This is a genomic window from Labrys sedimenti (genome assembly GCF_034424805.1).
GTDB lineage: Bacteria > Pseudomonadota > Alphaproteobacteria > Rhizobiales > Labraceae > Labrys > Labrys sedimenti.
In genome coordinates, this window is the sequence record NZ_JAXOUF010000005.1 from 133002 (window position 1) to 151994 (window position 18993).

An 18993-nucleotide genomic window follows, 5' to 3' on the forward strand; every position below is an offset into this window, starting at 1 on the left:
GCACTCAGTCCACGGCGCCGACCGGACGTTCCGGATCCGGGGTGCCGACGCCGAGCAGCACTCCGTTGACGGTCTGACCGTAGTAGATCTGGTCGCCGTCGTGGTACTGCTTGCGGGTTTCCTCGATCGTCTTGCCTTTCTGTCTCGCATCCTTCGGGCGCTCGAAGCTGTTGATGTAGGCAGCAACGTCCCAGGCGTCCTGATCAGTCAGTCGGCCGGGTTGTGACAATGGCATGTTGTGCTTGATGAATGCTGCCGCCGTATCGATGCGCGCCATGCCGGCGCCCCAGTTGTACGAACTCGCGCCCCAGAGCGGCGGGAATACATAGCGCCCGTTGATGTCTTTCTGGCCCTGTCCGTCACCGCCATGGCAGACGGCGCAATTGGCGGCAAACACCTGCGCGCCGCGTTCGGGGGAATAGCCGAGTTCCGTCTTGGCAACCTTGCCGAAGCCGACACCCTCCAGCTCCTTGTTCGTCGGCGCGTTGGTCGCCAGCCAGAAGAAGTAGCTTTCGAGGTCGCGATAGATGTCGTCGCCATGGGGCGGGGGTCCGCCTTTGACCGAGTGCTGGGCATTCATCGAGAAGGTGAAGCAGCCTTGGACACGATCCTCCATGGTGTTGATCTGCTTGTTCTTCGAACGATATTTCGGATACTGCACCCAGGCGGCCCACATCGGCGCCGAGAAGGGCTGGCGGCCGGCGCCGAGATGGCAGTTTGAACAGGACAGGCCGTTGCCGACATACTGTGAGGCGTTGGTCGAGGTGTTCATGAAGATCGCTTGTCCGCGCCGGACAGCGGCACCAAACTGATCGTTCGGGATCTGATCATCGGTCGGCGGCTGGAATGTGCCGGCGGTCGCGGGGCCAGCCCTATCTTCGGCAGCCTTTCGTCCTGGAATGAAACCACTCTCATAGGCGAGTGCGCCGAGCGCGGCAACGATCAGGCCCGCGCCGGCCGCGTGGATCCATAGTCGCGCGATATGTCCCTTCTGGGGATCGGCGGGTTTGGCTGGTGGGCTTTCTGCTGGCTCCGTCATGGCCGTTCTCCGATCTTTGCAATCTGGGCGTCTTCTCCTGCCGGCACGGGGGGAAGCGAGGCGAGATAGTCTGCGACCGCTCTGCGATCGGCGTCGGAGAGCGCGCGGGAGATCCGTCCCATCAGGTCGAGCGAGGAATTGTTGCGGTGTCCGCCGACCCAGGCCGCGAGCTGGCTTGCCGTGTAGGAGGCATGCTGGGCGGCGAGTGCGGGAAACTCCGGCGAGACGCCGAAGCCCGATGGTCCGTGGCAGGAGAAGCAGGCCGGCACGTTGCGGCTCCAGTCACCGTGCAGCGCCAGCGCTTCGCCGCGTGCGAGATCGCCGCCGAGTTCCGGTTTGGCGTTCGAAGGTACGCGCAAGGCGGCATAGTATTCGCCGAGCTGGCGTTTCTCCTCGTCGGTCAGCGAAGCCACGACGATCTTCATGGACTCGTTCTGGCGACGCCCATTATGGAAATCATCGATCTGCTTGACAATGTAATCGGCGGGAAGGCCTGCCAGACGCGGGACGTTTTCCTTGCCCTGGCCGAGATCGCCGTGACAGCTCGCGCAGGCCCATTGCTCTCCGCGCCCGGTGAAGATCATCGCGGAGACCGCCGGGCTGAGCGAGACGGCGGTCTGCGCCACGAAAGGCGGCTGGCTACCGAGAGCAAGGCCGGTGGCGGAGGCGATCTCGGCCCCGCCCTTGAAGCTGCCCTTGTCCGCGACATCGCCGCGCAGCTTCGCGACGGCTGCCGCTTCGATCGTCTCGGAGGACTTGCCGAAGCGGTGCGCCACATAGGTCGCGAGTTCACCAAGTTCGACATCGGTCAACACGCTGGCGAAGCTCGGCATATGGCCGTTGAAATTGTGATCGCCGACGCGGATCGGTCCGTCGATGCCGCGCAACAGGATCGTCGAGACGAGCTCGGGGCCTTGCGCGACGAAGGCGGAGCCGGCAAGCGGCGGAATGGCGCCGCGCACGCCCATGCCGTCAGGCTGGTGGCATGTCGAGCAGCGGGCAACGAAGAGCGCGGAGCCCGGCTCCGTGCTGGCGCCTGTCGCCACCCGGCTTTCCGCAATGCGCTCGTCGCGGGCCGCCGCGACATCCTCGCGCGTATCGAAGAGGGTTGCCGCCCCCCAGATGCCGAGTCCGACGGCGATGGCGATCAGCGGCCACGGCATCTTGCCGTGAAGCTCGTAGGGTTCGAAATTCTCGTCGGGCCGCCCGGCCTCGTCCTTGCGGGGAGATTTGTCTGCCGTCATCGCGCGCCCTCCGGACGGTTGTAGCCGTCGTCGCGCAGCGCGTTGGCGGGCGCGGGATAAGTCCGGTCGAGGGACTGCAGGTAGGCCGTCAGGTCGAGCGCTTCCTGCGTTGCGATCACGACGCCGGATTTGGGCGCGTATTCCGACGGTAGGGCGACGACGACATCGCCGGGCGCGGCCGCGCCCTTTTCCTCGAACAGGAAGGGATAGGCCGGCATGATGCTCCAGTCGAAGATGGCGCGGGGCTGATAGAGATGGGTCAGATGCCAGTCGCGCGAGGGAAGGCGCGCGCCGACATTCAGGAGGTCCGGTCCGGTTCGCATCGTACCGAGCTGGTGCGGGCGGTCATAGGTGTAGTCGGCGGCGATTGCCGGCCGGCCCCAGCCACGCACGCCGTCAGGCGCCTGGTCTGGCGAGCGCGGCTGCTGGCTGTGACAGTAGACGCAGCCGAGGGAGACATAGACCTCGCGGCCGCGCAATTGTTGCTCGGTATAGGGCTTGAGCTCCGGCGGGATGTCATGCCGGCTGATCTGGATGCCGGGCGCGATGACGAGCATGAGGGTCGCGAAGGCGAGAATGCCGAGGGCCAGAACGGAAAGAGGGAGATAGCGGTTCATTCTGCGGGCACCACCTTTGCGGCTGCCGCTGCCCGGCGCGGAAAAAGGATGGCGGCGACGTTGATTGCGAAGACGATGTGGCCGAGCGTCATCAGGCCGCCGCCGACGCTGCGAGCTTCGAGATAGGGGATCGTAACCGTCACGCTGTCGGAGAACGGGCGGGTCGCGTCGAGCATGGCGAGGCCCTGCAGGACGCCGCCGATGGAGAGCCCGAAGAAGTAAATCGCGAAGCCGACGACGATCAGCCAGAAATGCGCATTGATGAGCGCCGGCCATGGAAAGGCCCGGCCAGTCATGCGCGGCAGCATGTGATAGGCGGCGCCGAACATGACGATGGTCACGAAGGCGTAGGCGCCGAGATGGGCGTGGCCGACCGTATAGTGGGTGAAATGGGTGACGGTGTTGACCGAGCGCAGGGCCTCGGTCGAACCCTGGAACGAGGCGAGCGTGTACATCACCGCACCGAAGGAGATGAAGCGCAGCGGCAGCGATTCCTTCAGCGCCCAGAGATTGCGCGCGACGGTGACGTGCTGGTTGATGGCGACCGCGATCACCGGGATGAACATCATGACCGAATGGACGATCGACAGCGTCACGACCCAGGTGGGCACCGGTCCGCCAATCAGATGATGGATGCCCACCTGGCTGTAAAAGAGCGCAAGGCCCCAGAACCCAAGCAATGAGACGGAATAGGAGTAGATCGGTTTTCCGATGATCTTCGGAATGAAATAATAGGCCGTGCCGACGCCGAGCGGCGTCAGCCAGAGCCCCAGCACATTATGGGCGAACCACCAGTTGACGGTGGCTTCCTCGACGCCCGAATGGATGTAGGGGATGTTGGCGATAACGAAGAGACAGGGAAACCAGAGGATGCCGGCGAGGAAATACCAGCCGGACACATAGATGTGGTGGACCTGCCGGGCGATCGTCGTCTTGACGAGCGGGATGACGAAAAACACCCCGGCGAGCGCGAGCAGCATGTCAAGCTGCCAGGGGATTTCCAGCCATTCCTCGCCGTCGGTCCAGCCATTGGCGATGGCGATGGCGCCGAGACAGACGGCGATATTCCAGAGGATCGCGCCGATGATGGGTAGCCGCGGAGCGCGCAACGGCGTGTGGAAGATGCGCGGCAGGATCCAGATCATCGAGGCTACGCCCATCTGCGAAAGCCAGCCGTAAATGACGAGGTTGAGATGCAGGGTCCGCACGCGGCCGAAGGTGAGCGGCGCATAGGCCGACAGCCAGTCGGGCCAGTGCAGCTTCAGCGAGGCGATCAGGCCGAAGGTCGAGCCGACGATGAGCCAGAATGTCGCGGCGACCAGAAGGACGGTGACGGGCTTGGTGGAAATGCGATCGATGCCGGCGGTGGCCGCGTCGAAGTAGTGGCGTCTGGCAGGCGAATGCTCGGCATCGGGACTGTCGAGGTGCCCCTCATCGCCGGCCGCGAAAATCACTTTCGCGTCTTCCTGATCGAGCTTGAGCTGCTGGTTGCTGATCGCCCAGATCAGGAAGGCGAGCGCGAGCAGCGAGACGGCGAAGCTCAACGCCAGCAATAGTCCCATAGTCACCATGCGCTTATCCCTCCCCCTTGCGTCCTGGCTCTTGCGGCAGGCACACGGGGTTCAGCGCTCGGAAACGCACCTTAAGGCAAACTTAAGAAAACCGGCTGGCGAAGAAGAAAATGCAATAAGGCGCGGTGACACGGCCTCGACGTACTTTCCGCGCACTTCGCACCGACACTGACGGAACTTTGAACGCCGCGAGCGCTTAGGGCGCTTTAAAGGAAAGGAGCACGCGATGTCCCATCATCTCATGCGACCAAACCGTCGCGGGTTTGTCGGTCTGGTTGGGTCGACCGCGGCCGTTCTGGGCTGCGGTTGCGGTCGCGCCTTGGCGCAACAGCCTGCCGAACAGGGCGATCCGATCCCCGGCGCTGACAAATCCACCAAGAGCCGCATGCTCGGCATGGGCGCCGACCTCCTTCAGAACGATAGCCCGATCGGTGCAATCAACATGTACCTGAACGGGTTTCACTTTTACGCCGACGACATGGGTCGGCAGATCGAGGCGCACCACTATTGCACGCACGTCAACGAAGATTTCTTCCAGTGCGTCATCTATGACGGCAACAAGGCCAACTCGCGCCTGATCGGGATCGAATACATCGTCTCCGAACGGATCTTCAAGACACTGCCGGAGGAGGAAAAGCCCCTTTGGCACAGCCACCGGCATGAGACGACGTCGGGGGAACTCGTCATGCCCGGAATTCCGGAAGCGATCGAGCATACCGCCATTGCCAGCCTGGTCTCCACCTACGGGAAGACCTGGCACACCTGGCAGATCGACCAGAATTCCGCTCTACCGATCGGTATTCCGCAGTTGATGATGGGATTCACCGCTGACGGTCAGCTCAAGCCGGAAGCCCTTCAGTCGAGAGACAGGGAACTCGGGATCACGACAGCGGATGTGAAGAAGGCCCGCATGGATCTCGCGCAGTCAGCGCCGGTGCCCGATCCTGCGGCTGACGGCTGGAAGGACGGCCAGTCCCACCAGCTCGTCCTCAACGAGATGCCGCTCAAGAACAAGCGCTGACGGATCGCCCGACGCAGCGCGAATTGCACAATGGAAGCGATCGATCAGTACCTGGCATCCTTGGGCTTCTTGACGCCTTTCCAGTCGTTGACCTTGCCGGCGAAGTCAGGCCTCGGCATGTGGGTGAAGAATTCCGCCACATCGACCGCGTCCTGATCGGAGAGCACCCCGCCGGCTCCAAGCGGCGCCTCAAGATGCATGGCAGGCGGCATGGCGTACTTGACGAACTGCGCCGCCTTGTAGGTACGGGCAAGACCTGCGCCGATGTTGAAGGATTCAACGCCCCAGAGCGGCGGGAAGATGAAGTCACCGGCCTGATCCTTCATCCCCTCGCCATTGGCGCCGTGGCAGGACGAGCATTGGGCGGCGTAGATCGTCCGGCCTCTTTCGGGATCGGGCACAAGGCTCTCGTCGATCGGCCCGGCGTTGCGCACGGCTGTCTTGTCGCCTTTCGCCACGCCCTGGCGCAGCCAGTCCATATAGGCGAGCATGGCTTGCATCTCGGTGCTTTCCGGCCCAAGCGGCTTGCCGTTCATCGAGCGCTGGAAACAGCCGTTGATACGCATCGTCAGATCGACCTCGCGATTGGCGCGGGGGTTGAAGGACGGATAGCTGTTGGTCGTGTTGATGTAGGGATTGGCGTCAGACAGCTTTCCCTGCGCCATGTGGCACGAGTTGCAGTTCAATCCATTGCCGACATTGGCCGGGAGCAACCGCGCCGTCTCGTTGAGAAGCCGCTTCCCAAGCTGGATGGCTTCTGCGTTCGGCTGTGTTGCGATCGCGCTGTCTGCCGGAATGCGATAGTCGCCGATCCGCTTGCCATTGGCGTCCAGTACGGCGATCGCGTCCATAGGCGGCGCGTCCAGCGTCGGCTCGTGCAGAATCGCGAACGCTGCTGCTGCGACGGCTACGATGGCAACTCCGGTCAGGATAAGGGAGCGCCTGTTCATTTTTGTTCTCCCGGCACGTAGTGTTTAGGTTTGCGCGCAATCTCGTGGCGCATGCGCGAGATGTCGGCTTCACTGATCTCGCTGCCGTGATTGCCCCAGCCGTTGCGGATGAAGTTCAGGACGTCGGCAACCTCCCGGTTGGTCAGGCTGGCAAAGCCTGGCATGGTGAACGCCATCGTGTCGTGCGGGGTCTTCGGCATCCGCCCGCCTGCTAGCGTGACCTGGATGAGCGAGCTCGGATCGTCGGCGAACACCATCGAGTTGCCGGCGAGTGCTGGATAGATGCGAGGCGCGCCCTTGCCATCCATGCGGTGGCAGATCGCGCAATGCTCGACATAGGAGGTGGCGCCCGGCGCGCTGAAGTCGCCGGCCTTGAGCGCCGCGGTGGTGAGATCTTCCTTCGGCTGCCAGGTCGGGCTGCGGCCGTCCCGAGCTCTCAAGGATTTGAGGTAAGTCGCGGTCGCCGTGAGGTCATCGTTCGATAGATGCTGCGTCGAGTGCTCGACGACATCCGACATCGAGCCGAAGGCCGCGGTCTTGTCGTTGCGCCCGGTCTTCAGGAAGTCGACGATCTCGGCAGTCGTCCATGTCGACAGGCCGGTGTCCTCGCTGCGCAGGTTTTTCGCGTACCAGCCCTCGAGAACCGAGCCTGAAAGAAAGCGGCTGTTGGCGCCGTCGGCAAGCGCCGTTTCCTGAAACGCGATGCCGCGTGGCGTATGGCAGGCGCCACAATGGGCAAGCCCCTCGACCAGATAGGCTCCGCGCTCAAGTTGCGGATCCGCGACCGTCGTGGCGAAGTCGCGAGGCTGGGCGAAGGCGAGCTGCCAATAGGCAAGCGGCCAGCGCATGCTGAGCGGCCACGGCATGGTCGTCGGCTGGTTGTCCTGCCTGACCGCCTCGACGCTCGACATGAAGTAAGCGTAGAGCGCCTTGATGTCGTCGTCGCGGACGACGGCATAGGAGACATAGGGCATGGCCGGGTAAAGATGCGTGCCGTCCGGTCGAACTCCCTTGCGCACGGCCCGCTCGAAGTCTCCGTAGCTGTAAGCGCCGATCCCCGTTTCCTTTTCCGGGGTGATGTTGGTGGAATAGATCGTACCCATAGGGGTCTGCATGCCGAGCCCGCCGGCGAATGGTTTGCCGCCGGGGGCGGTGTGACAGGCGATGCAGTCTCCCGCGTGGGAGAGATATTCGCCCTTCCGGATCAGGCTTGCATCCGCGATATCGACGGACGCTTCGGTCTTCGGTTTGAACCAATAGGGTGTTGAAAGGGCGATGGCGTAGGACAGGCCAAGTCCGCATACGCCGGCAAATGCGAGTTTGAGCAACAGTTTCACGGCACGTTCCACTACTTTCCTTAATTATGTAACTATCTTGAATCGCCTCCATCTCGCTTTGATTTCAATCAATGAGAACGGGGCCGCTTTAGCGCCTATGCGAAGGGGCGCAGGCGTCGAATCAGATCGCGCGCCGTCACGGACCCGACCGACCGGGTGCCGCTGTATTCGCGACCGCTCTCGGTCTGGACCACGAAGAGCGTCGGCGGCCCGTCGGCGCGCAGGTATCTGAGGAGCTCCCGGCTCGTCTGATCCATCCGGGTGACGTCGACCTTGATCAACGCGATCCGCTGCATCGCGTGCTGGACATCGGGATCGGGGAGGATCTTCTGGTCGATCGTCTTGCAGACGGCGCACCATTCAGCTCCGATGTCGACAAGCGCTGCCTGGTAGTGCGGCGACAGCCGCGCCAGCGTCTCGCGATACTCACGGAGATTGGTGACGAGCGAAGGTGCAGCGTTCGCGTCAGCCGCCAAGGCATCGATCGTCGCCATGGATAGCGCGCCGACAAGAAGCTGACGCCGCGTTGCGACACCCTCAAGCTGTCGTAAGACCTCCTGGCGGCTTGCTGGTTTAGAAGCGCGTTCGCGGACGGTGACGCATTTCCATTTCATATGAGGCATGCAGGGTTCTCCGTGGTCGATGCCAACGGGAAGGTCTGGCCTTAAGGCAGGCTTAAGGTGGGGCTGAAGTTTCGGCCTTCTGAACTGAACGAATTCAGAAGGTTGAGAGACAATTGACGAACATCATGTTTACCGCCCCGTTGGGCAGGCGCGCGTTCCTGCTCGGCGCCAGCGCCTTGGCTCTGTCAGGCTGCGTTTCGACCGGCCAATCCGTTCCGACGATGGCGCCGGTCGCCGAGATCGAGCCCGAGCCGGTTGTCCCGCTGATGTATGCGGCGATGCCCGACGAGCAGTTCCCGATCCCTGCCGTGGATGTCTCGCAGATCGATCGGCGCTTCTGGCGAATGGAGATCGGTTATCAGACTGATGAAAGACCGGGTACGCTCATTGTCGATACGCCGGGCAAATACCTCTATCACGTCAAGCCCGGCGGCCGCGCCACCCGCTACGGTATCGGCGTCGGTCGTGAAGGCTTCGCCTGGTCTGGACGCGCGATCGTCGCCTACAAACGCAAATGGCCACGCTGGACGCCGCCGGACAGCATGGTCGTGCGGCAGCCCGAACTCGAACCTTACAGCATCGCCAATGGCGGCATGGATCCGGGCCTAACCAATCCGCTAGGCGCGCGAGCGCTCTACATTCATGAGGGCGGGCGCGACACGTTATACCGGCTGCACGGCACGCCGGAAGCCTTCTCGATTGGCAAGGCCGTATCCTCAGGCTGCATCCGACTGCTCAATCAGGACGTCATCCATCTCTATAACGAAGTCCGCGACGGCAGCCCGATCGTCGTCATTCCCGATCCGACCATGTCGCACCTTGCGGTTGGATAGCTGGTGTCGGATGCAGAACGAGGTCGTCAGCTACGAAGTTAAGATGCACGGCTACGCGCTACACGCAAGCTACTTCGGGCCTCGGGACCGATCGGCGTTGCTGTTGCATGGCGGCGGCAACACGGCGTCCGCCGACATATTACCGCTTCGCGTCGATCTCGCCGAGCGGGGCATTGGCACGTTGGCGTTGGATCATCGGGGCCACGGCCTGACCGGCGGCGATCCGCAGGAGAGTTCGCTGGCGCTGAGGGTCGAAGAAGCGGAAGCGGCGATCGGAGCGGTCCGACCGCGCAATCTGCTCGGTGCCGTTTCTATGAGCATGGGAGGCTATGTCGCCGTCAGGTTGTCGCAAATCGTCTCGCTGAACGCCTTGGTTATGATTGCGCCGGCGATGTACGACGGCCAAGCGTATTCAGCACCCTTCGGTCCGGCGTTTTCGGCCATCATCCGGCGCCATGAGAGCTGGCGCGACAGCGATGCCTTCGCCATTCTGAGAGGATTTGCCGGGCGCGTGCTCATCGTTGCGGGCCAAGAGGATCGAACGATCCCGGCCGGCGTGATCGAGGCTTGCGTGGAGGCAATGCCTCCTGGCCGCTCCGCCCTGATCTCACTGCCCGGCGTCGATCACTTCGTGATGAGCCGTCTTCGCGAGGGTCCGGCAGATTGTCTGGCCGGGATGTTGGATCGAATGGCTGCAACTCTTCTGGGAGACGATCAAGGGATTGCGTCCGCGACATTCGCATCGGAAACCTGAGCGGCGGTAAGGAGATCGGCGTGGGATGGATGCATCTGCTGGCGCTGCCCTTCATCGGCACCATGTCGTTTTCCCTCCTCCGTCCCGCAGCTTTCGTTTGCACCAACCTCACAGCTTTGAGCTTGGAGATCGGACAAGTTAAGGCGTGGATGAGCGTCAGAAATTAATTCGGATGAGCCAGGTCAATCAATATGTCTCGACCGACTTTCAAAGTGGCCAGTGGAAGCGCTGCGGTCTCGGAAAGAACAACCCGGCCAAGGTCTAGCGGAGAAGTAATACGGGTTTCGCCTCGGTCCTCCATCACTTGTTGCGGTGGCATCCCATTTTTCGCGGTGTTTGCCATTAGCAGACCAGCCGTTTCGCATTCATGATCGCAATGGTTAAATGGCGGATTTTCAGCCGTCACAGACTGGATTCGTTCCGCTGTCTTCACTTTCTTGACAGGTGGCACGTCCCGTTCCGGCCGCCACCTGGGAACTGGAATGGTCGGGTCTGCAACGAGTTCTTTCGAATGGATCTGAAGGGCAGGTGATGCGTCGACAGTCGATTGAATGACTGTGGCGCGCTGAGCGGATTGATCGACTAGCGGCCTTGCCGCCTCCAATCGCGGATGCACTTCCCCCGGACCATTGTAAGCGATCGCGCTGACCGCGACGGCAAACAGGGCCGTGCCGGCTACAATCGCAAGCTGGCGCGCGCGATTGCGTGGCTGGAAATCGCTGAGATCGATATCGTGGCGATGCTGCCACACACGCTCGACTGGCGACACGTCGGTGCAACAGGAACCGGGAGCGCTGGTCAGTTGCTGGGCGCAAAAATCCGGCATTTTCATACCCTTTCGAGGATCGGAATGTGCGGGCCGGCGATCTATGGAGCGATCGTCATCCGGCGGCTTGTGGCTTATCGGAACTGAACAAGCAGATCGTCGGCGCCCTTGTCGATTGCGACTTTCGACGCCTTGAATGCACCGAAACTGGCCCCGACATTCATTGCGCCGGGATATTGCTTGGCGACGAAAGCCGAGAGCAGGCGATTGTCTGCAGCATCGTAGATTTCGACGGCGTAGGATACCGAGCCGGTGAGCGAACCCTCCTTGCCCCGGGCAGCTTGGACTGCGTTATACGCTCCTCCCCCGATGTCGATGTGCGAGAACGGCCCGAGGACGGGTGTCGTCTTTTTTGCCCCGGTGAGCGTCAGATGAATTCGCACCGTGCCCGGCATCCTTGTGTTTACCAGCCTGAAACGGCTTGCGAGGGTTTGGGCGAAGCGCTCGCGCATGTAGGCCGCCAGTTCAGCTTTTTCCGGCTCGCTGACATCGATGAACTGGTTGTCGGGCCCCCGGTAAACCGTCACAGGGTCGATGATCGCCTTGTCATAAAACTTCCAGTTGGCGTTGCCGGCATATCGATAAGGCACGCGTCCACTGGGATCGGTGGGGTTCGGCTGGAGGTAAGATACAGAAGTCAGTTGCGAATAAGCCAAAGGGTCGGCCGTCGTGCACCCCAAGAGCGCCGAGCCCAGTAGCAAGCATGCAAGCGAATGTCTCAGGATGAATTTCACGTTACCTCTCCGGTTCGCAAGAACGAACATGGTCAAACCCATGGCGACTCGACCATAGGGAGAGCTTGCGTTGCCGTGTTTTCATATTTGTTCAGAAATGTTGTCCCGATGGCTCTTTGTGCCCTTGGGGAATTGCGTCAGCTCGCCAGTGTTAATGAACCTTGAGAGGATCGGTACGGAGCTCGCTATCCACGATGATGGCGGCGAGATAACACCCCCTGACAGCGAGAAGGCAGAAAAACGCGATCGACGTTGTGAACAGGAGATAATGCCTGACCTGTGAGCGCCTCGGCAGCCGATCCGCAATGACGCTTGCGTAGTGTCTGAAGGCACGCGCGAGCGAGACGAAAGTGAACAGAGCCAAAAGCATATAGCCACTCATCGATGCAGCGTTCAGCAACCAGGAAACCATCATGCAGGCTCCAAGAAACAGCAGCTCCCGCGGCGGAGCAGCGATACGGGTTACCTCACGCAAGCGGTATCGACTCGTCGATTGAACGGCGCCCACATGACCGCGCCCACTCATCAAGCTCGAACATCGGGGACGCAACGGTTGTTTGCCCGTTGCCACACGCCTTTGATCTTTGACCACCAACGCGGCGCGACAGCCTTTTGCTGCCCTGACTCACGGTGACGGGGCGCATCTTCGTTCTGTCGCAACACGGTCGGACGAGACAGGAACTCGACCCGATCCATAAATGCCTTGCCGTCGAAGCGTTTGGATGCACCTCCGTCACCGTTAGGGTCGGCATGAAAGAATATCTCGATGTTGATAACCGGAATGGTACGGATGCTCCTGAGAAGCGTTATGTCCGGTCGGGTAGTGATGGCGAATGCGAACTCGTTCGACCGCAAGGCATCGAATAATTCGGGTACTGTCGACATCGCGGCAGCTTTGTATCCGTGCTGCGCCAACCGGGTGACGATGGATTGTGCGGCGGGATTTGGCAGAAAGACGAGTATGTTCTCGCCTGCGGTTTCGAAAGACATGATCAGACTCCTCATCAGGACAAGATGAAGGTTAGGTCAGTCTCATTTTGGCGTGTGTTCGATTTTGTGATTTTATATTCGCCAGCATGACGGAGAGCGGTATCGCCCAGCTTTCGTAGAGGGCGGCCAGGCACAGGAAGACCAGCAGGCAGGACAAGCCCAGCAGCAGCGGCACCTGGGAGCCCGACTGGATCTCCTGAAGCGACTGCCCGCTCCATTCGTAGCCGAACCCGGCCGGCAGCCCGGCCGCGATCCGCTCGACCTCGGCGATGGCGTCGCCCGACGAATAGCCGGGCGCGGCCTGTCCGCTGATCCGTATCGCCGGAAACCCGTTATAGCCGACCAGCTGGGTCGGCCCTTTCGACCAGCTGTAGGTCGCGAAGGCGGAAATCGGCACCATGCCGCCCTCGCTGTTGCGCACGCTCATGGTCATGATGTCCTCGATGCTGCCACGCTTTGCCGGCTCGGCCTGAACGGTCACCCGTTGCATGCGCCCGGAATTCGGGAAGTCGTTGACATAGGACGAGCCGATATTGGTGGTGATCGTCTGGTTGATCTCGGCAAAGGTCACCCCGAAGGCGTTCGCCTTCTCACGGTCGAGCGTCAGCACCATCTGCGGGGCGTCGGCGAGACCTTCTTCCCTGACGCCCGCGAGGATCGGGCTCTTGCCCGCCTCGGCAAGGAACTGGTCGCGCGCCGCGCTCAGGTCGGCATAGCCGTGGTTGGCCCTGTCCTGGAGGCGAAACGCAAAGCCGTTGCTGTTGCCGAGCCCTGATATTGCCGGCGGAGAGGTCGCAAAGGCGATCGCGTCCTTGATCGACTGGAACGCGCCGTTAAGCGTCTGCGCCACCGTCGCCGCGGACCGCTCGGCGCCACGTTCGCTCCAGTCCTTGAGCGTCATGAACACCAGCGCGGCGTTTTCTCCCGCCCCGGCGAAGCTGAAGCCGTTGATCGCCACGACGCGTTCTACGGCGTCGTTGTCCAGAACGGTCCTTTCCATCGCCTCGACCGATTCCAGCGTGCGCGATGCCGTCGCGTCGGCGGGTCCCTGGACCTGCGCCAGCAGGGTGCCTTGATCCTCCACCGGCAAGAAGTCGGTGGGAAGGCGCATGAACAGATAGGCCGTGGCGCCGGCGATCAACAGATAGACGAGCATGACCCGGCCGCTCTTGTGCAGCAGCCGTCCGACCCAGTTGCTGTAACCGTGCGACGTCTGGTCGAAGCCGCGATTGAACCAGCCGAAGAAACCCTTCTTTGCATGCGCATGCCCCTTCGCGATCGGCTTGAGGAAGGTTGCGCACAAGGCTGGCGTCAGCGACAGCGCAAGAAAGGCCGAGAACAGGATGGAGGCAACCATAGTCAGCGAGAACTGCTTGTAGATGACGCCAACGGCACCTGGGAAGAACGCCATCGGCACGAACACCGAGGTCAGCACCAAAGTAATGCCGACCACCGCCCCGGTGATCTGCTTCATCGCCTTCTTCGTCGCCTCCTTTGGAGGCAAGCCTTCTTCCATCATGATGCGCTCGACATTCTCGACGACGACGATCGCGTCGTCGACCAGGATGCCGATCGCGAGTACCATGCCGAACATGGTGAGCACGTTGATCGAGAAGCCGAGCGCCAGCATGATGGCACAAGCGCCGAGAAGCGCGATCGGCACGACGATGGTCGGGATCACGGTGTAGCGGATGTTCTGCAGGAACAGGAACATCACCACGAAGACCAGCACGACCGCTTCAAAAAGCGTATAGATGACCTTCTCGATGGAGATCGATACGAACGGCGTGGTGTCGTAGGGTATCGACCATTCGATGTCCTGCGGGAAGGTCGGCTGAAGCTCCTGCATCCTTGCCCGGATTGCGGTCGCAACCTCAAGCGCATTGCCGCCCGACGCGAGCTCGATCGCCGCGCCGGACGCCGGCTTACCATTAATGCGCACGGACGTGTTGTAGCTCTCCGCACCGACCTCAATGCGGGCGACATCGTGCAGCCGCACGGTTGAGCCGTCGGACTGCGCGCGCAACACGATCGCCCCGAACTCTTCGGGCGATGCAAGCTGCCCCTTGATGAGAAGCGACCCGGTCGTGCGGCGGTCCGGTCCGACCGGCGCGGCGCCCAGTCTTCCGGCTGCGACCTGCGCGTTTTGGGAACGGATCGCGTCGGTGACGTCGCTCGGCGACAACTTGAACCCGACCAGCTTGTCCGGGTCGACCCACACACGCATGGCGCGCTCGCTGCCAAATAGCTGCACATTACCAACACCGGGCACGCGGCGCAGTTCGCTTGCGATATTGCGGCTCATATAATCGCCGAGACCGATCCCGTCGGTCTCGCCTGCCTTCGACGTCAAGGCCACGACGAGGAGCGTGCCGCCGCCCGTCGCATCGACGCTGATGCCTTGCTGGACGATCGACGAGGGAAGACGGGCCTCGACGCGCCGCACGCGGTTCTGCACCTCCACCGCCGCCGTCTCGGAAACCGTGCCGGGCTCGAAGGTCACGTTGATGGTGATCGAACCTGAGGCATCGGAGGTCGATTCGTAATAGAGCAGGCCGGGAATGCCGTTCAGCTCCTCTTCGATCAGCCGGGTCACCCCTTCATAGGTGTCCTCGGGCGATGCGCCGGGGTAGGTTGCCGCGATCCTGATCTGCGGCGGCGCGACGTTGGGATATTGCGAGACCGGCAGCACGGTGAGCGACAGCAGGCCGGCGAGCATGATTGCGATGGAAAGCACCCAGGCGAAGACCGGGCGATCGATAAAGAACGCTGCCATCGGTCAGTTCCCTTTCTGCTGTTTGGACTGGGCGAGTGTGCCGGCCGCCCATGCCTCGGCCTCGACCTCTGCGTCCGGCGCGATTTTCTGGAAGCCCTCGACAACGACGCGGTCGCCCGCCTTGATGCCGCTCGTAACCACCCAGCGACCGTTGGACAGCCAGCCAAGCTCGACGGTCCGAAGCTCGACCCTGTCGCCATCTCCGACGATGTAGAGCTGGGACTTGCCGGCGGTATCGCGCTGGACCGCCTGCTCCGGCACGGCTAGCGCTCCGTCCATGGAGGCCTGCTCGATGCGGGCGCGGACATACATGCCGGGGAGCAGATTGGCATCGGGATTGGGAAACTCGGTGCGCAGGATGACCTGGCCGGTCGCGGCATTGACGACGGCTTCCGGGAACAACAGCCGCCCATCATGGGGATAAGGCCTGCCCTCGGCCGATATGAGTTTTACGGACGGGCTGCCCGAGGCGTCGGCCTCCAGCATGCCGTCGGCTACGGCGTTCTTGAGAGCAATCAACCTGTCGGCCGGCTGGGTGAAATCGGCGTAGACCGGGTCGGTCTGTTGGATCGTCGCCATGACGTCGGAGGTCGGGCTGACAAGGGCGCCCTCAGTAATGAGGGCGCGTCCGATCCGTCCAGAGATCGGAGCGCGGATTTCTGTATAGCGCAGGTCGAGTTCGGCGCTCGTCAAATCGGCACGGGTGCGTTCGACGTCTGCGTTGGCTTGCGCCAGCTCGGCGATAGCCGTGTCCCGTGCCTCACGGCTAGTCACACCGGTTTGTGTCAGCTGTATCTGTCTGTTTGCCTTTTGCTGTGCCAGCTGCTGCGCGGCTACAGCTGATTCCAGTGTCGCTTTTGCGGAAATGACTTTGGCTTCGAACGGTTCAGGGTCAATGACGTACAGGACATCGCCCTCTTTCACGACCGCGCCCTGCTCGAAGACACGGCGCAGGACGATACCGGTGATGCGTGGGCGGACCTCGGAGATCACGGTCGGCGCAACACGACCAGGAAGCTCGCTGACCACGGGCAGCCGCTCCGGCTTGACCTCGTAAACCGCAACTTTCACAGGAGCCGGCCTTGCCGCCTGCTGCGATGGCTCTTGTGAGCATGCGGACAGGGCCGCGCAGAAAAGGGTTGTGAACGCAACGCCCGAGCGTCTCGACAATTGCAGCATGGAATTCTCGCCAGGTTCCAGCCCTCGGCGCCGGGGGCCTGCATGCGAGAAGACAGCGGCAGTTTTTTATCCGAGCGTGAGGAGCGTCCAGTTTCGTTGGTTCGAACGTAGGTGACCCGGACGTTGCCGTGGAATATTTTATGTTGAGAAATGTTCGCGCCCGGCTCGAGGCGGCGCAGCCTGCGGATTTTACGTGCCGGATCCGCGCAATAAAACAGAATATCAAAGGACACACCGCAATATCGGTTTGCCGCATCTTGTTCGACATGAGCGGGGTGAACGATCTGTTGTCGGCCTCCCATGTTCAGTAGCAACAAGATGAGGTCTTTCGATGCGTTTTACATTTGTCGCGCTTGCCGCAATGGCTGTGTCGTCCGCAATGCCGGCTATCGCCGCCGACCTGACATATGAGCAGCCGGCTCCTGCGGGATCGCAGGAGGCCTATGCGCCTTACGACTGGTCTGGCTTCTATCTCGGTGCCCAAGGCGGCTATTCCTGGAACAAGGCCACCGTACTGGGTGCGGACCGCAATCTCGACAGTGGCAGCGCCGGGGTCCACGGCGGGTATAATTTCCAGTCCGGTAACATCGTCTACGGCATCGAAAACGACTTCAATTACAATTTCGAAGACAAGGGTGACGCCAATCTCGAATGGGATGCTTCCGGCCGCGCCCGCATAGGCTATGCCCTCGACAGGACACTGTTCTTTGCGACCGGTGGTGTTGCGGCAGCCGGCGCCAAGATCGATGCGTCAGGGGTCGGCAAGAAGGACGATATCCTGATCGGCTGGACGGCCGGCGCCGGTATCGAGCATGCGTTCACCGACAACATCATCGTCCGTGGCGAATACCGCTACTCCGATTTCGGCGAAAAGGATTTCGGCTCGGACGTCGGTGATTTCAGCGCGACGCAGCACAAGGTTCTCATCGGCGCGAGCTACAAGTTCTAGGAACGCCGCGGCGCAGCACCCGCTCTCAGCCGGAGGGACGTGCCGCGGCGCGGATCTCCGCCTGAAGACCGGCTTGAGCTACGCCGATTTTAGGTATCGGCAGGATGTCCTGCCTGGCTTTCTCGGCGACGAGATCGATCAGCGCCGACATTCCGGAATGGGCCGCTCCTTCCTCGATCACGCTGTCATGCTCTTCCAGATGGCGGATTTCCCAATGCCCGAATGATCGGATCAGCAGATCCTGCGTATAGAGATGATCGGCGTGCGGCGGGCCGCCGGTGCCATAGCCGAGCTGTTCGACGCGATAGCCCAGCATGATCAGGAGCCCGCGCGGCCTCAGGCAGGTGTGGAAGCCTTCGAACATGATCCGGCGCAGCTCGGGCGGAGCGAACTGCACGAAGATCGCGACGACGAGATCGTAGGCCTCGGGCTCCCACTCCCATTCGGCGAGATCGGCAAGCACGGTCTGCAAGCTGACGCCGCGACGGAGGGCGAGCTCGCGCGCCTTGGCAAGGCCGACCGTCGAAGCGTCGATCGACACGACGTCGAGGCCGCGCTCGGCGAGCCAGACGCCGTTACGGCCCTCTCCATCGGCCACTGCGAGCGCCTTCATGCCTGGCTCAAGCCGGAAGGCTTGCGAGGCAAGAAAGGCGTTCGGCTCAGTCCCGAACAGATAGTCTTCACCTTCGAATCTACGATCCCAATCGTTCTCCATGGCAGTCGTCCCAGTGGCTTGAAAGGCTTCCGCTCGAGGAGACAGAAGCCTGTTTTTGTTAGGCAAGCATATTGTCGGTATGGCTAGATCACGACAACCTTCGAACCTGTCGGAACCCGGCGATAGAGGTCGATGACATCCTGGTTCATCATGCGGATGCAGCCCGAGGAAACGGCATGCCCGATCGTTTCCGGCTGGTTGGTGCCGTGAATGCGGAACAGGGTGTCCTTGCCGTTCTTAAAGAGATAGAGCGCACGGGCGCCGAGCGGATTGTTGGCTCCGCCCTCCATGCCGCCAGACCATTGAGCGTATTTCTCCGGCTCGCGCCTGATCATGTCCGGGGTCGGCGTCCACTTCGGCCATTCCTGCTTCCAGGCGATATTGGCCGTTCCCGTGAATTCCATTCCCTCGCGACCGACGCCGACGCCATAACGCATCGCCTTGCCGCCCTCCTGAACGAGATAGACGAAGCGGTTTTTCGTATCGACCACGATGGTGCCCGGCGGCTCGCTTGTGCGGTAGTCCACCTGCTGTCGGAGATTCTTCGGATCGACGCGGGATGTGTCGATCGCCGCGACCGGAAACCTTTCATTGGTCTGGGCGGCGTAGCTGGCGACTGTCGCGGGCCGGTTGCGGTCAAGCGGCTGCGTGACGGCGGTTGTCGGCGTCGCCGTGGTGGTGCAACCGGCTGCGAGCAGGCTGAACAGGAACGCGGAAAATAATCCGCTCTTTTTTGATAGACTCATCTGGATTCACGCATCGTTGTCCGCGCTCCGGTCAGGGAGGGCGGATGGTTCAGGTTCGGGGTTAAGGGAACGGGCTGCCCGCCATCGGA

19 protein-coding genes are annotated in these 18993 nt (G+C 61.9%); 4 read left to right on the forward strand and 15 right to left on the reverse strand.

Going from position 1 to position 18993, the window contains the following annotated elements:
* Window positions 1-4: 4 nt before the first annotated feature.
* Genes U1R88_RS17545 through U1R88_RS17560 form a run of 4 tightly spaced genes read right to left on the reverse strand, consistent with a single transcriptional unit; the run spans window position 5 to window position 4471 of the window.
* Window positions 5-1039: a c-type cytochrome gene (locus U1R88_RS17545; protein ID WP_322432399.1), complete on the reverse strand. Its 1035-nt coding sequence runs from the start codon at window positions 1037-1039 to the stop codon at window positions 5-7.
* Window positions 1036-2283: a c-type cytochrome gene (locus U1R88_RS17550; protein ID WP_322432400.1), complete on the reverse strand. Its 1248-nt coding sequence runs from the start codon at window positions 2281-2283 to the stop codon at window positions 1036-1038. The genes U1R88_RS17545 and U1R88_RS17550 overlap by 4 nt, the downstream gene beginning before the upstream one ends.
* Window positions 2280-2900 (reverse strand): cbb3-type cytochrome c oxidase subunit II, encoded by a 621-nt coding sequence (locus tag U1R88_RS17555; RefSeq protein WP_322432401.1) that lies wholly within the window; start codon window positions 2898-2900, stop codon window positions 2280-2282. The genes U1R88_RS17550 and U1R88_RS17555 overlap by 4 nt, the downstream gene beginning before the upstream one ends.
* Window positions 2897-4471: a cbb3-type cytochrome c oxidase subunit I gene (locus U1R88_RS17560; RefSeq protein ID WP_322432402.1), complete on the reverse strand. Its 1575-nt coding sequence runs from the start codon at window positions 4469-4471 to the stop codon at window positions 2897-2899. Before U1R88_RS17560 ends, U1R88_RS17555 begins: the two co-directional genes overlap by 4 nt.
* 385 nt (window positions 4472-4856) lie before the next feature.
* On the opposite strand from U1R88_RS17560, the gene U1R88_RS17565 reads away from it, so the two are divergent.
* Window positions 4857-5492 carry an OBAP family protein gene (locus U1R88_RS17565; protein ID WP_322432403.1) on the forward strand — a complete coding sequence of 212 codons (636 nt, stop codon included), beginning with the start codon at window positions 4857-4859 and terminating at the stop codon, window positions 5490-5492.
* Between the two features lie 44 nt (window positions 5493-5536).
* Here U1R88_RS17565 and U1R88_RS17570 read toward each other — a convergent pair whose 3' ends face one another.
* The 3 genes from U1R88_RS17570 to U1R88_RS17580 all read right to left on the reverse strand — a co-directional run bounded on the left by U1R88_RS17570 (window position 5537) and on the right by U1R88_RS17580 (window position 8273).
* The gene (locus U1R88_RS17570) at window positions 5537-6442 is read right to left on the reverse strand and encodes a c-type cytochrome (protein WP_322432404.1); all 906 of its coding nucleotides are present in this window, start codon (window positions 6440-6442) and stop codon (window positions 5537-5539) included.
* Entirely contained in the window at window positions 6439-7779 is a 1341-nt protein-coding gene (locus U1R88_RS17575) for a cytochrome c (protein WP_322432405.1), read from the reverse strand. The genes U1R88_RS17570 and U1R88_RS17575 overlap by 4 nt, the downstream gene beginning before the upstream one ends.
* Before the next feature lie 95 nt (window positions 7780-7874).
* Window positions 7875-8273: a thioredoxin family protein gene (locus tag U1R88_RS17580; RefSeq protein WP_322432406.1), complete on the reverse strand. Its 399-nt coding sequence runs from the start codon at window positions 8271-8273 to the stop codon at window positions 7875-7877.
* 254 nt (window positions 8274-8527) lie between these two features.
* Here U1R88_RS17580 and U1R88_RS17585 point away from each other — a divergent pair, with 254 nt between their 5' ends.
* On the forward strand, window positions 8528-9235 hold the full coding sequence (locus U1R88_RS17585; RefSeq protein ID WP_322432598.1) for a L,D-transpeptidase: 708 nt from the start codon (window positions 8528-8530) through the stop codon (window positions 9233-9235).
* Between the two features lie 10 nt (window positions 9236-9245).
* Complete coding sequence (locus tag U1R88_RS17590; RefSeq protein WP_322432407.1) at window positions 9246-9989, forward strand: alpha/beta hydrolase; 744 nt, start codon at window positions 9246-9248, stop codon at window positions 9987-9989.
* 163 nt (window positions 9990-10152) lie between these two features.
* On the opposite strand, the gene U1R88_RS17595 is transcribed toward U1R88_RS17590, so the two are convergent.
* From U1R88_RS17595 to U1R88_RS17620, 6 genes are all read right to left on the reverse strand, one after another.
* A complete protein-coding gene (locus tag U1R88_RS17595; RefSeq protein WP_322432408.1) occupies window positions 10153-10821 on the reverse strand; it encodes a hypothetical protein in 669 nt (222 codons plus the stop codon).
* A 68-nt stretch (window positions 10822-10889) separates the two neighbouring features.
* On the reverse strand, window positions 10890-11549 hold the full coding sequence (locus U1R88_RS17600) for a DUF3313 domain-containing protein (RefSeq protein ID WP_322432409.1): 660 nt from the start codon (window positions 11547-11549) through the stop codon (window positions 10890-10892).
* 151 nt (window positions 11550-11700) lie between these two features.
* A complete protein-coding gene (locus U1R88_RS17605; protein WP_322432410.1) occupies window positions 11701-12024 on the reverse strand; it encodes a hypothetical protein in 324 nt (107 codons plus the stop codon).
* A gap of 50 nt (window positions 12025-12074) precedes the next feature.
* The gene (locus tag U1R88_RS17610) at window positions 12075-12539 is read right to left on the reverse strand and encodes a hypothetical protein (RefSeq protein WP_322432411.1); all 465 of its coding nucleotides are present in this window, start codon (window positions 12537-12539) and stop codon (window positions 12075-12077) included.
* A 31-nt stretch (window positions 12540-12570) separates the two neighbouring features.
* Window positions 12571-15315, reverse strand: coding sequence for a multidrug efflux RND transporter permease subunit (locus U1R88_RS17615; RefSeq protein WP_322432412.1), 2745 nt, complete (start codon window positions 15313-15315; stop codon window positions 12571-12573).
* Window positions 15316-15318: 3 nt separating this feature from the next.
* Window positions 15319-16494 carry an efflux RND transporter periplasmic adaptor subunit gene (locus tag U1R88_RS17620; protein WP_322432413.1) on the reverse strand — a complete coding sequence of 392 codons (1176 nt, stop codon included), beginning with the start codon at window positions 16492-16494 and terminating at the stop codon, window positions 15319-15321.
* Between the two features lie 331 nt (window positions 16495-16825).
* Between U1R88_RS17620 and U1R88_RS17625 the strand changes: the two genes are divergently transcribed.
* Window positions 16826-17443: an outer membrane protein gene (locus tag U1R88_RS17625; protein WP_322432414.1), complete on the forward strand. Its 618-nt coding sequence runs from the start codon at window positions 16826-16828 to the stop codon at window positions 17441-17443.
* 25 nt (window positions 17444-17468) lie between these two features.
* On the opposite strand, the gene U1R88_RS17630 is transcribed toward U1R88_RS17625, so the two are convergent.
* Both U1R88_RS17630 and U1R88_RS17635 read right to left on the reverse strand, forming a co-directional pair.
* Window positions 17469-18056, reverse strand: coding sequence for an SAM-dependent methyltransferase (locus U1R88_RS17630; RefSeq protein ID WP_322432415.1), 588 nt, complete (start codon window positions 18054-18056; stop codon window positions 17469-17471).
* 185 nt (window positions 18057-18241) lie between these two features.
* The gene (locus tag U1R88_RS17635; protein ID WP_322432416.1) at window positions 18242-18904 is read right to left on the reverse strand and encodes a L,D-transpeptidase; all 663 of its coding nucleotides are present in this window, start codon (window positions 18902-18904) and stop codon (window positions 18242-18244) included.
* Between the last annotated feature and the right edge of the window lie 89 nt (window positions 18905-18993).

Excerpts from the sequence above, each read along its gene's own strand:
- U1R88_RS17545 (WP_322432399.1), bottom strand. The coding sequence starts at position 1,039 with ATGACGGAGCCAGCAGAAAGCCCACCAGCCAAACCCGCCGATCCCCAG.
- U1R88_RS17550 (WP_322432400.1), bottom strand. The coding sequence starts at position 2,283 with ATGACGGCAGACAAATCTCCCCGCAAGGACGAGGCCGGGCGGCCCGAC.
- U1R88_RS17555 (WP_322432401.1), bottom strand. The coding sequence starts at position 2,900 with ATGAACCGCTATCTCCCTCTTTCCGTTCTGGCCCTCGGCATTCTCGCC.
- U1R88_RS17560 (WP_322432402.1), bottom strand. The coding sequence starts at position 4,471 with ATGGTGACTATGGGACTATTGCTGGCGTTGAGCTTCGCCGTCTCGCTG.
- U1R88_RS17565 (WP_322432403.1), top strand. The coding sequence starts at position 4,857 with ATGCTCGGCATGGGCGCCGACCTCCTTCAGAACGATAGCCCGATCGGT.
- U1R88_RS17570 (WP_322432404.1), bottom strand. The coding sequence starts at position 6,442 with ATGAACAGGCGCTCCCTTATCCTGACCGGAGTTGCCATCGTAGCCGTC.
- U1R88_RS17580 (WP_322432406.1), bottom strand. The coding sequence starts at position 8,273 with ATGGCGACGATCGATGCCTTGGCGGCTGACGCGAACGCTGCACCTTCG.
- U1R88_RS17585 (WP_322432598.1), top strand. The coding sequence starts at position 8,528 with ATGTTTACCGCCCCGTTGGGCAGGCGCGCGTTCCTGCTCGGCGCCAGC.
- U1R88_RS17590 (WP_322432407.1), top strand. The coding sequence starts at position 9,246 with ATGCAGAACGAGGTCGTCAGCTACGAAGTTAAGATGCACGGCTACGCG.
- U1R88_RS17595 (WP_322432408.1), bottom strand. The coding sequence starts at position 10,821 with ATGAAAATGCCGGATTTTTGCGCCCAGCAACTGACCAGCGCTCCCGGT.
- U1R88_RS17610 (WP_322432411.1), bottom strand. The coding sequence starts at position 12,539 with ATGTCTTTCGAAACCGCAGGCGAGAACATACTCGTCTTTCTGCCAAAT.
- U1R88_RS17615 (WP_322432412.1), bottom strand. The coding sequence starts at position 15,315 with ATGGCAGCGTTCTTTATCGATCGCCCGGTCTTCGCCTGGGTGCTTTCC.
- U1R88_RS17620 (WP_322432413.1), bottom strand. The coding sequence starts at position 16,494 with ATGCTGCAATTGTCGAGACGCTCGGGCGTTGCGTTCACAACCCTTTTC.
- U1R88_RS17625 (WP_322432414.1), top strand. The coding sequence starts at position 16,826 with ATGCGTTTTACATTTGTCGCGCTTGCCGCAATGGCTGTGTCGTCCGCA.
- U1R88_RS17630 (WP_322432415.1), bottom strand. The coding sequence starts at position 18,056 with ATGAAGGCGCTCGCAGTGGCCGATGGAGAGGGCCGTAACGGCGTCTGG.
- U1R88_RS17635 (WP_322432416.1), bottom strand. The coding sequence starts at position 18,904 with ATGAGTCTATCAAAAAAGAGCGGATTATTTTCCGCGTTCCTGTTCAGC.